General features: G+C 63.8%; 13 protein-coding genes and 1 pseudogene. 7 read left to right on the forward strand and 7 right to left on the reverse strand.

Annotated features, from left to right (window positions below; genetic code table 11):
• Positions 1–6: 6 nt before the first annotated feature.
• Genes arsC through IVB41_RS01940 form a run of 3 tightly spaced genes read right to left on the reverse strand, consistent with a single transcriptional unit; the run spans position 7 to position 1,464 of the window.
• Positions 7–408, reverse strand: coding sequence for an arsenate reductase (glutaredoxin) (gene arsC, locus IVB41_RS01930; RefSeq protein WP_247426138.1), 402 nt, complete (start codon positions 406–408; stop codon positions 7–9).
• Positions 405–1,109, reverse strand: a complete 705-nt coding sequence (locus tag IVB41_RS01935) for an MIP/aquaporin family protein (protein ID WP_247426140.1) — start codon at positions 1,107–1,109, stop codon at positions 405–407. The genes arsC and IVB41_RS01935 overlap by 4 nt, the downstream gene beginning before the upstream one ends.
• Positions 1,102–1,464: a helix-turn-helix transcriptional regulator gene (locus tag IVB41_RS01940; protein WP_247426142.1), complete on the reverse strand. Its 363-nt coding sequence runs from the start codon at positions 1,462–1,464 to the stop codon at positions 1,102–1,104. Before IVB41_RS01940 ends, IVB41_RS01935 begins: the two co-directional genes overlap by 8 nt.
• Before the next feature lie 127 nt (positions 1,465–1,591).
• Here IVB41_RS01940 and IVB41_RS01945 point away from each other — a divergent pair, with 127 nt between their 5' ends.
• The 3 genes from IVB41_RS01945 to IVB41_RS01955 all read left to right on the forward strand — a co-directional run bounded on the left by IVB41_RS01945 (position 1,592) and on the right by IVB41_RS01955 (position 4,625).
• Positions 1,592–1,909, forward strand: a complete 318-nt coding sequence (locus IVB41_RS01945) for a helix-turn-helix transcriptional regulator (protein ID WP_027569084.1) — start codon at positions 1,592–1,594, stop codon at positions 1,907–1,909.
• Between the two features lie 51 nt (positions 1,910–1,960).
• Entirely contained in the window at positions 1,961–3,328 is a 1,368-nt protein-coding gene (locus IVB41_RS01950; RefSeq protein ID WP_247426144.1) for an NAD(P)-binding domain-containing protein, read from the forward strand.
• Between the two features lie 115 nt (positions 3,329–3,443).
• Positions 3,444–4,625, forward strand: coding sequence for an MFS transporter (locus IVB41_RS01955; RefSeq protein ID WP_247426185.1), 1,182 nt, complete (start codon positions 3,444–3,446; stop codon positions 4,623–4,625).
• A gap of 12 nt (positions 4,626–4,637) precedes the next feature.
• Here IVB41_RS01955 and IVB41_RS01960 read toward each other — a convergent pair whose 3' ends face one another.
• From IVB41_RS01960 to IVB41_RS01970, 3 genes are read right to left on the reverse strand one after another with little or no spacing between them, the layout of a single operon-like run.
• On the reverse strand, positions 4,638–5,438 hold the full coding sequence (locus IVB41_RS01960) for an ABC transporter permease (RefSeq protein ID WP_247399179.1): 801 nt from the start codon (positions 5,436–5,438) through the stop codon (positions 4,638–4,640).
• Positions 5,435–6,031, reverse strand: a complete 597-nt coding sequence (locus IVB41_RS01965; RefSeq protein ID WP_247426146.1) for an ATP-binding cassette domain-containing protein — start codon at positions 6,029–6,031, stop codon at positions 5,435–5,437. The genes IVB41_RS01960 and IVB41_RS01965 overlap by 4 nt, the downstream gene beginning before the upstream one ends.
• A gap of 3 nt (positions 6,032–6,034) precedes the next feature.
• Complete coding sequence (locus IVB41_RS01970) at positions 6,035–7,069, reverse strand: Cj0069 family protein (protein WP_247426156.1); 1,035 nt, start codon at positions 7,067–7,069, stop codon at positions 6,035–6,037.
• A 494-nt stretch (positions 7,070–7,563) separates the two neighbouring features.
• Here IVB41_RS01970 and IVB41_RS01975 point away from each other — a divergent pair, with 494 nt between their 5' ends.
• The 4 genes and pseudogenes from IVB41_RS01975 (at position 7,564) to IVB41_RS01990 (ending at position 9,939) form a co-directional block, all read left to right on the forward strand.
• Positions 7,564–7,797 (forward strand): hypothetical protein, encoded by a 234-nt coding sequence (locus tag IVB41_RS01975; protein WP_247426158.1) that lies wholly within the window; start codon positions 7,564–7,566, stop codon positions 7,795–7,797.
• A 17-nt stretch (positions 7,798–7,814) separates the two neighbouring features.
• Positions 7,815–8,723 (forward strand): DUF1259 domain-containing protein, encoded by a 909-nt coding sequence (locus tag IVB41_RS01980; RefSeq protein ID WP_247426159.1) that lies wholly within the window; start codon positions 7,815–7,817, stop codon positions 8,721–8,723.
• A gap of 3 nt (positions 8,724–8,726) precedes the next feature.
• Complete coding sequence (locus IVB41_RS01985; RefSeq protein WP_247426161.1) at positions 8,727–9,410, forward strand: hypothetical protein; 684 nt, start codon at positions 8,727–8,729, stop codon at positions 9,408–9,410.
• Between the two features lie 29 nt (positions 9,411–9,439).
• Positions 9,440–9,939: pseudogene (locus IVB41_RS01990) on the forward strand (GlcG/HbpS family heme-binding protein).
• A gap of 109 nt (positions 9,940–10,048) precedes the next feature.
• Here the strand turns inward: IVB41_RS01990 and IVB41_RS01995 are convergent.
• Complete coding sequence (locus IVB41_RS01995) at positions 10,049–10,309, reverse strand: DUF1127 domain-containing protein (protein ID WP_247426163.1); 261 nt, start codon at positions 10,307–10,309, stop codon at positions 10,049–10,051.
• Positions 10,310–10,614: the final 305 nt, after the last annotated feature.

The raw sequence follows: 10,614 nt of genomic DNA on the forward strand, positions 1-10,614 counted from the left end.
GTAAGCCTATCGCGCTTCGACCACCTCGCCATCCTCCTTCACGAACCGGCCGACGGGATGGTCCAGGAGATCGATCACGGCTTCCGAGGGACGGCACAGGCGTGTGCCCTTGGGCGTCACCACGATCGGACGGTTGATCAGGATGGGGTGCGCGAGCATCTGGTCGATCAGCTCGTCGTCGGACCATTTGGGATCGTCGAGGCCGAGCTCCTTGTAGGGCGTGCCTTTCTCGCGCAGCAGCGCGCGAACGGAGATGCCCAGGGCCTTGGCCAGCCCGACGAGCGTTTCGCGGGATGGCGGCGTCTTCAGATATTCGATCACGTCCGGCTCGACGCCGCTCTGCCGGATCATCGCCAGCGTGTTGCGCGAGGTGCCGCAGGCGGGGTTGTGGTAGATCGTGACGCTCATCGGGTGGTCTCCGCGATTGGGATGGGGCCGGCCGCGCGGGCGTCTGCGAGCAGCCAATTCATCAGCAGCGCGCCGGCGAACTCTCCGCAGAGCTCCGCGAGAATGAATCCGGGCAGGTCGGTGGGACGTATGCCCGTGAACGTGTTGGTCAGCGACCTCGCAATGGCCACGGCCGGATTGGCGAACGAGGTCGAGGCTGTGAACCAATAGGCCGCCGTGATGTAGAGACCGACCAGCCAGGGAACCGCAGTGCGCTGAAACCGGATGCCGGCCAGGATCGTTGCGACCAGACCGAAAGCGGCGACGGCTTCGGCGAACCATTGCGGTCCTCCGGTTCGCATCTTCTCAGAGAAATCGAGTAGCGGCAGTCCGAACATCAGATGCGCTGCCATCGTTCCCGCGATGCCGCCGGCGATCTGCGCGACGACGTAAAATGCGGCGTCGTTCACCGGCAGCTCCCGCTTGCCGGTGAAGACGAGGGTCACTGCCGGATTGAAGTGTCCGCCGGAGATCGGACCGAGCACGGTGATCAGGACGACCAGAATGGCGCCGGTCGGCAGGGTGTTGCACAGAAGCGCAAGCGCGACGTCTTTGGTCAGCGTCTCCGCCATGATGCCGGAGCCGACCACCGTGGCAACCAGAATGCCCGTGCCGAGCGCCTCGGCCGCGAGACGCCGCGGAAGATCGAATTGATCAGGCACGGCTTCGCTCCTTTCGTCTCGGCTTGCAGCACGCTTGCAGGGTTTCGACGACAGGTTCGCAGACTTCCGGCCGTCCGCCGCAGCAATCCCGCAGCAGGAAGACCGCGACGTCGCGGAATTCGGTGAGGTTGGCGCGGTAGACGATCGAACGGCTGCGCCGCTCGGAGGTCACCAGCCGCGCGCGCGTCAAGATCGACAGATGCGCCGAGAGCGTGTTTTGAGGGACCTCCAACAGCCGTGCGAGATCGCCCGCAGCGAGACCATCAGGCTCGTGACTGACCAGTGCGCGGAAGGCCTCCAGGCGGGTCGATTGGGACAGCGCGGCGAGCGCCATGACGGCTTCTTCTGTTTCCATATATCCAGACTTATGGAATTAATTGGAGCGCGTCAATCCGGAAGCCGTTGGGCGGCCGAGCCAGTATTTCGAAGATTCTAGAAATATGGTTTGACAGTTTGAAATCGGCAGGCGCATCATGGCGGCCATGAAGATCGACGACGCAGCAGCACGCCTGGAGGCTCTGGGAAACCGGACCCGGCTTCAGATCTATCGTGCCCTGGTGCGGGCAGGGCACAAGGGCATGGCCGTCGGCCGCCTGCAGGACAAGCTGAAGATTCCGGCGTCGACGCTGTCGCATCACATCAAGACCCTGGTCTCGGTCGGGCTCGTCAGTCAGGTCCGGGAATCGACGAGCCTCGTCTGTCACGCGAATTTCGAGGCGATGCGGGGCCTAGTCGATTTCCTGGCGGCGGAGTGCTGCGCAGACGAAGTCGGATGCAAGACGACGCAAACGGCGGCGTGAACTTTTTTGGCTAGCATCTTTCGATGATTCTAGAATTATGGGAGAAGTCGAATGAACGCTAAGACGGTCGCCATCATCGGGGCAGGGCCTGTCGGCCTCGCAGCAGCTGCGCACGTCCTGGAGCGTGGCATGTCACCCATCGTGCTGGAGGCAGGACCCGAAGCGGGGCATGCGGTTCGCCAGTGGCAGCAGGTCCAGCTCTTCTCGCCGTGGGACTACAATATCGACAAGGCCGCCGCGCGCATGCTCGCGCCGACGGGATGGAATTCGCCGAACCCGGGCTCCTATCCGACCGGCGGCGAGCTGATCGACCGATATTTGACGCCGCTTGCGACGCGAACGCCGTTGCGCGAGGTGATCCGGACATCCAGCCGTGTCACGGCCATCAGCCGCGTCGGCTTCGACAAGGCGAAGACGACGGGGCGTGAGCAGGCGCCGTTCGAAATCCGCTACCAGAACGGCAAAGGTCCTGAAGTGCTGCGCGCGGATGCCGTGATCGATACATCCGGCACATGGTTCTCGCCCAATCCCGCCGGTGGTAATGGTCTGCCCGCGATCGGCGAGCGTGAATGCGCCGGCCACATCGCCTATGGCATGCCCGATGTCCGTGGTGTCGGCCGCGCCAGATATGCCGGGAAGACCGTCGCCGTGCTCGGCGCCGGCCACTCCGCGGTGGGCACGCTGATCGATCTTGTGCATCTCGCGGACGAGGTGCCGGGGACGCAAGCGATCTGGCTGTTGCGCGGCGCCGATCCCGCCAAGGCCTTTGGCGGCGGCCGGAATGACAAGCTCGCCGCGCGCGGAGAGCTCGGCAGCGCGTTCGCTGCGCTCATTGCCTCCGGAAAGATCAGGGTCGAAACCGAATTCGGCGTCACGCATCTGTCGGACTCCGAAGGCCGCCTCGAGATCGCGGCCGGCTCGGGTTGCGGCGCGCGAAGCGTGATTGTGGACGAGCTGATCGTCTCGACCGGCTTTCGTCCCGACTTTTCGTTCCTGTCCGAATTGCGCCTGCGGCTCGATCCCGCCATCGAGGCGGCGGTCGCGCTGGCGCCGCTCATCGATCCCAACGAGCACAGCTGCGGCACGGTGCGCCCGCACGGCGCGCGCGAGCTCTCGCACGACGAGCCGGGCTTCTACATGGCGGGCATGAAGTCGTATGGCCGCGCGCCGACCTTTCTCATGATGACGGGGTATGAGCAGGTGCGCTCGATTGCGGCCGATCTCGCCGGCGACAAGAAAGCCGCCGCAAGGGTGGAGCTCGTGCTGCCGGAGACCGGCGTCTGCACGCGCGGCGGCGTCGAAGCCGCCGCGGCCGGATCAGGATGTTGCGGCGGGCCGGCGAAGCAGGAACCGACGGCCTGTTGCGCCGACGACGAAGCGGCGAAGAAGGCCGGCGCTTCCGGCTGCGGTTGTTCATGAATTTGGGTCTTGCAGGTGAAGCCGGAGAGTTGCCCATTGTGGTTGGTGCGCCGTGTCGGCGTGGGGGCGGGAGGACAGCATTCGTAACTTGAGCGGGCGGTCTCTGATCGCGGTGATGTGCATCGGCCAGGTCGGCAATCTGCTGCCGCATGTGACGTTGTCCGCGAATCTGGCGCAGCATCTGATGCCGGCGTGGGGGCTGTCGGCGGCCGAAGGTGGCTTGATGGCGAGCGGTTACGCGTTTGGCTACATGCTCGCCGTGCCCGTGCTGACGACATTGACCGACCGGATCGACGCACGGCTCGTTCTGCTCTGGGGTTCGATCGTCAGCGGGCTGGCGACCGCAGCGTTCGGAATCTTCGCGCAAGGGTTTTGGTCCGCGACCGCGATCTGGTCCCTGGCAGGACTTGGATTTGCCGGCGCCTACATGCCGGGCCTGAAGGCGCTGACGGACCGGCTTCCCCCCGGCGACACCTCGCGCGCCGTCACGCTGTACACGTCGAGCTTCTCGGTCGGTGTCGGCCTCTCGTTCCTGGTCGCGCAAGTGATCGCCGACCGCTGGGGATGGCGGACCGCCTTCCTTGTCACCGGCTTCGGTCCGATCGCAATGGTCGTCGCGTGTCTTCTGATGCAGGCGCAGCGGCCCGCGCCGAGGGCGGGACGGCTCTTGAACTTCGCGCCCGTCTTCGCCAACCGCGAGGCGCTCGGATACATCTTCGGCTACGGCGCTCATTGCTTCGAGCTCTACGGCATCCGCACCTGGCTGGTCGGGTTCTGGACCTTCGTCGTCGTCCACCAAGGCGCGCCCTCATGGTTGAGCCCCGTCGTGCTGAGCTTTTGCTTCGCGGTGATCTCGATGCCGGCCAGCATCCTCGGCAACGAGGCCGCGCTGAAGTTCGGCCGCCATCGCGCGATCACGATCGTGATGATCGCATCGGCCTGCGTCGCGCTGGTCATCGGCTTCAATGCGACAGCGCCGGCATGGGTCCTTGCGCTGCTGCTGCTCGCCTACGGTTTGACCGTGCCGGCGGATTCGGGCGCATTGACCGCCGGCATGTCCGCGGCGGCTGTGTCCGAACATCGCGGCGCGACCCTGGCCCTGCATTCGACGGTCGGCTTCGGCCTGTCGGCGGTCGGCGCCTGGGGGACCGGCGCCGCCCTCGACGCAGCCGGCGGCCCGCAGAGCGCGACCGGCTGGCTCTTGGCGTTCAGCGTCCTCGCGGTCGGGATTGCACTGGGGCCGCTGGCGCTGCTGTGGGCGCGGAAGGGCCAGTCTGTTCGGGCGCAGTCGATGTGAGGTCGCGCAATTCTACTCGGCGGTGGAAAATCGATCGAGGCGCAATCGATGCCGATGATCGGTGAGAAGGCGAGCACCTCCCATCACGGCGGCGAGCGTTCCCAATCCCGTGCCGCCGGCGATCAAGAACATGATCAGGAGTTGATACTTGACGGCGTCAATCGGTTCGACGCCTGCAAGGATTTGACCGGTCATCATCCCCGGCAAAGAGACAAGGCCGATCGCAGCCATGCTGTTCATGATTGGCGTGAAGCCGCTTCTCAATGCGTCTCGCAGGACCGGCAGCAACGCCTGATACCGGGTGCCGCCAAGAGCAAGGCAAGCTTCGACGGCGGCCCGTTCGCGCACCAGGCTATTCGTCAGCACGTCCAAGCCCAGGCTTATCCCGGTCATGGTGTTGCCCAGGATCATGCCCAACAATGGCAGCGCATAGCGCGGATGATACCAGGGATCCGGGCGTAGCTCCGTCAGAAGCGCGAACATCGTGACGGTGCCGGCCGCGAGCAGCATGCATCCCGCTCCTAAGCCATAGCTCCAGATACCCGGCAGGCGTCGCTTTTGCCGAGCGACGATTTCCCGTGATGCGAACAGAACCATGATGACGGCGGCGAGGGCGGTCCAGAGCGGCGAGACCGCGGCAAACAGGAACGTCAATACGTATCCGACGAGCACCAGCTGAACCACCATCCGCACGGTGGCGATGGCCAGCTGCTTTTCAAGCTTGAGGCGGAGAGCGAGCGAGAGAGCGCCGTCCATGACGACAAGGAGCGCGGGCAGAACCAAGTCGCCGTATGCCAGGTGAATGTAACTCACGGCCGATTGTCCTCAATTCCGCCCTCGGCATTCATCACAAGGACCCTCGACCCGACGCGGCGGGCCTGGGCGTTGTCGTGAGTGCTCCAGACGACACTCGTTCCATTCGAAATGCGTTCGGCGATCAAGGATTCCACGGCCGCCGTCGATGCCGAATCGAGGGCCGACGTCGGCTCGTCCAGGAGAAGAACCCGCGATCGCAGCATCAGCGCCCGCACCAGCCCCAGCCGTTGTCGCTCGCCGGTCGAAAGTCTTTGGACCGGCCAGGGACCGCAACTGCACGGCAACCCCAGTCTCGTGACCAGTGGCAAGGCATCATCCCAGCCGCTGAAGTGATCTTGCACGATGTCTGACCACCAGCCCGGCTCGGCAGCGAGGTAGGTCACTCGCTTGCGCCAGGCGGGGGCGGGCATCGCCTCCCTGAGCGTTCCGTCCAGTTTGACCATTCCTTCGTTCGGATCGAGATCCGCGATCGCGCGAAGGAGTTGGGTCTTCCCTACGCCCGAGGGCCCTTGCAGGGCGACGCATTCGCCGTCCTGCAAGTCGAATGAAACGGAAATGTGCAAGCGCTTGAGCGCGCGGACCGTCAGCATGTCTCAAAGCTTGCGCCGGAGCCGATCGGCAACTCGCCTCGCGATCTCCGCCGGCGCCTCGTCCGGATAAGGATGCACCGAGCTGACATTGATCTCACCGAGTACATAGCTGTCGGTCCCGTCGGCAAGGACCGGGCCAAGCATGAAGTCGGCGTCCCAAATCGCAGGCAGGTCGAGCCGCGGAATATCGAGCAACGACGTCACCTGCGGCGTCCACTCGTCTTCCATCAAGCGACGCAGCCGCTGGAAGCGCGGGTCTGCGTTGGACGAATAGAGCCGTGGTCCGGCCTCGGCGCGTGCGGCTGGCGAATCAACCAGGGCTTTGACCTTGTGATGGCCGAAGCCGGCACAGCGATCGCCTGCCATGTAGCAACGTACGACGCCCTCGCCCAGGCGAGGCTGGAATGGTTGGTCGATCACGCTACCGTTCTCGAAATACTCGGCGCAGCGACGGAGAAAATCATCCAGCGTCAGTTCCTCCGGCGCGTCCCTGGTCGCGTCCAGCACCTTTATCATGGAGGAGGTCGGCAGACTCTCGACCTTCCAGACGCCTTGGCCGCCATTGCCCCGGTTGCGCTTGATCACGCGCGGACCAGCGGCGAGCCGTATCGGCAACTCGGCGCGCATCGCCGCAGCGGTTTCATATAGCGCCGTGTCGCTTCCCCAGCCCATCGCGCGGGTACGATACAGAACCTCCTTGGTGCCCATCTTGAGGATGACATCGGGATGGGCACTTACCCACACACCCTGCGCCGCGACGTCCCGCAGCAATGCGTCGAGACCAATGCGACTTCGACCGTCCTGAATGGGGTTGACCCAGACCAGCACGCCGTCCACCCCGAGCAATTGTTCACGGACGCCCTCGGCGAAGCCTTCATCATAGATCGCCGGCTGGGCTTCAATCCCGACGGCGGCGAGCGCTTCGAAAAGCTGCGCGAAGCGGCTGTTTTGCGCCGTCGCATCCCGCCGCGCGGCAGCGTCTCCGCGTGAGAGGATGGCGACGGTATGTTGGTGAGAAGGGTGTCGTTCGGTGTCCATGCGCAAGCTCCACAAATGGCGTGCTGCGCAGAGCTTGGACCGAGGCCTCACGGGGAGTCTGCTTTGTCCCCACGCAAAGGACAGTAGCGGGGCCGTCCGCCAGTTTCAAGACGTGGCTGGCGGGGTTCCGCGGAGCGGTGAACTCTTTGTGACGTTCGCCGGCGGCGTCGGTGCGCCGCCCAAAGCCTGGGCCCGTTGACAGCTGCCGCCCTCGGGTTTTTACTTGGGGCTCGGGGATGTGCGATCTCCCCGTGAGGCGACATGCCCAAGCATCGCGTCCTGATCACCAAGGGCGCAGCATGTCATCATACATCCCCGATTTCATCCGTCAGACCGGCTCGACTTTTCGGCACGGCGTCCGCGCCGGTCGCGTCGCTGTGCACATTAATGCCCGCGGCCTCTTGCGCCGTGTGGGCACCGCGTAGGGGAAGATCGCGAAACGGACTTCACCTGGGGCAAGAAAACGTTGGGCAGGACAAACCAGGAGAATGATCATGCGAACACGACCAATCTTCCGCACGATCCTGTTGCTTGCGATCGCGGGCGGGCTGTCGAGCGCGCACGCTCTGACGCAGGAGGAGCTCGTCGCCAGGATCCAGGCGGCCGGTTACACGCAAGTCAGCGATATCAAGTCGACGGCCGAAGGCATCACCGCCAAGGCGGTGAAGAACGGCAAGGCGGTGATGCTGGTCGTCGACAGCAGCGGCCAGGTCAAAGAGCGAAACTAAGCCTAGGGAGTAGCGCGATGAAAAGAATCATTTGGGCCGTGGTCGGCATTGGTGTCTGTCTTCTTGCATTTCGCTTCGGCCCCATCATCCCGGCATATGCTCAGGATGCCGACTGGCAGAAGGTGGACGAGACCCTGGGTCGCAAGCCCGCCGTCTCGGACGACGTCCGCCGTTACGGCTTTCCCCGCAGCGATCTCTCCGTGACGTTGGATGGGGTTGCGATCAAGCCGGCGCTGGCGCTGGGCGGCTGGATCGCGTTCAAGCCTGCGCATGGCGGCGCCATGGTCATGGGCGATCTCGTGCTGCTCGAGACCGAGATCAATCCTGTCATGGCGAAGATGATCGCGAGCGGGCTCGAGATCACCGCCGTGCACAATCATCTGCTGCGTGCGAGCCCGGCAACGTTCTACATGCATGTCGCCGGAAACGGCGATCCCGTCAAACTGGCCTCGGCGATCCATGATGCCCTCGCCGAAAGCAAGACTCCGCTGACGGTCACGGCGCCGGCGAACCCGCCGCCCGCCATCGACCTCGACACCGCGAAGCTCGATCAGATCATTGGCGTCAAGGGGCAGGCGAACGGCGGCGTCTACCAGTTCAACGTGAAGCGGCGCGACCCCATCACGGAAGACGGCATGTTGTTGACGCCCGTCGGCGCGATGGGCGTCGCGATCGCCATCAATTTCCAGCCGACGGGCGCGGGTAGGGCGGCCATCACCGGCGACTTCGTGCTGACCAGCGACGAGGTAAACCCGGTCATCGTGGCGCTGCGGACGCACGGCATCGAGGTGACCGCGCTGCACAGCCACATGCTGGACGAACAGCCACGGCTCTTCTTCATGCACTTCTGGGCCAACGACGATGCCGTCAAACTTGCAGAGGGTCTCCGTGCGGCGCTCGACAAGACGGCGAGCACGAAGGGCTGACGCATGGACAAGTACGTGGACAAGCACCTGGACAAGCTCGTGGGCATGCTTGCGCTGGCATCCATGCTGGCTTTGTTGGTGGGAGGGAACGCCATGGCCGAGACCTTGAATTTCGACAACGCTGCTGCCGGAACCTCGCCCGACGGATGGACTTTGACGATGACCGGCAAGGGACAGCCGAAATGGACCGTCGAGGCCGAGTCGACGGCGCCAAGCAAGCCGAACGTCCTCAAGCAATCCGGACGGGCGACGTTTCCCCTCGCCATCAAGCGCGATACGTCCATCCGTGACGGCTTCGTCGAGGTGAAATTCAAGGCCGTGGCCGGCTCCGAGGATCGCGCGGCGGGAGTTATCTGGCGTGCGAAGGATGCCGACAATTACTACGTGGTCCGGGCTAACGCGCTGGAGGACAATGTCGTTCTCTACAAGACGATCAATGGCGTCCGAACATCACTTGAGATCGTGGGTCGCAGAGGCGGCTATGGCGTCAGCGCGCCGGTGCCGTCCGCACAATGGCACCTGCTGCGCTGCGACTTCGCGGGAAGTCGGTTCAAGGTGAGTTATGACGGAAAGCAATTGTTTGAGGTGGAAGACGCCACCATTCCGGACGCCGGCATGATCGGCCTTTGGACCAAGGCAGATAGCGTAACCCTGTTCGATGATCTGACATATGGTGGGATCAAATAGGCGTTTGGTCACCTTTGCCGGAGATTGCCATGAACGTTCGATGCCTGTCGGTCGCGACGGCCCTGCTGATTGCGTCGATCTGCCCGGTGCGGGCGGAGGAAGGTCTGGTCGCCTACAAATCCCTCGGTCCGGAACTGGCGCTCGATCTTGCGCGCGCTGCGTTGGCGAACTGCCGCACCCGTGGATACCAGGTTGCAGTTGCGGTCGTCGATCGCTTCGGCGTCACGCAAGTGATGTTGCGCGACCGCTTTGCAGGCCCTCACACGCCCTCGACGGCAGCAGGCAAGGCGTGGACAGCTGCCTCGTTCAAGACCAGCACGACCGAGCTGAATGCGATCAGCCAGCCGGGCATGATGCAGGCGGGCATTCGCAACCTTCCCGGAACGGTCGTCATCGCGGAGGACTGATCGTCGAAGCCGGCGGCTCCCTGGTCGGAGCGGTCGGCGTGTCCGGTGCGCCGGGCGGTGACGCGGACGAAGCCTGCGCGAAAGCCGGAATTGACGCCATACGAGACAAACTGGACTTCTGAGGCGTAAAGATCGTGGTGGAAAAATCTTCAGACCTTTGCGAGCTTGGCGGCCGTCCGATCCGCAGAGACAAGCAGACGCGCCGCCTTCGCACGCGCAGGTGTCGGGCGCTCACCGACAGGAATCGACAATATCCGATTTGTCACGCCAACCTGAGAAATAAGACCGTCGAGCTTCCCCAACGATTGTTCTCGATAAGCCGATGTCCGCGAGAAGCCGGTCGTCCAGTTCGAGAAGCTCGTCGTACTGGCGGCGCCGTGTGATGCCGTCCAGCAGCGCGAGCGTGAGTTTCCAGAACCATCCAGGGTTTGGAGAAGGAACGAAGGCTGCCTTGGATGTGCAGATTGAGCCAGTGGTGCTGTCGCAAGACATGTTTCACCTCCATAATGGAGCGAAACAACGCTTGGCTCGAAAGCTGGTCGGGCGGTTGTGTTTGACCCGATGGCGCTTGCTATCATGCTCGTCCTTGACGCGCAAGCGACCCTGCCGACTTCGGCAAGTGACCCTGGCTGTGTGAAAACGCCGTGCCTGCTATGATTCCCGCACTGAATCGGCGGGGGCTGGCATGGCTCGTTTCGTTCAAGGAGCTGATCGCGGGCAATCTACTTTGTTGCCGGAATGCCTGGACGACTGGGTTGCAGATGACAATCCGGTTCGCGTGATCGACGCCTTCGTTG

Origin of the sequence: Bradyrhizobium sp. 44 (assembly GCF_023073095.1) — a bacterium.
Taxonomy (GTDB): domain Bacteria; phylum Pseudomonadota; class Alphaproteobacteria; order Rhizobiales; family Xanthobacteraceae; genus Bradyrhizobium.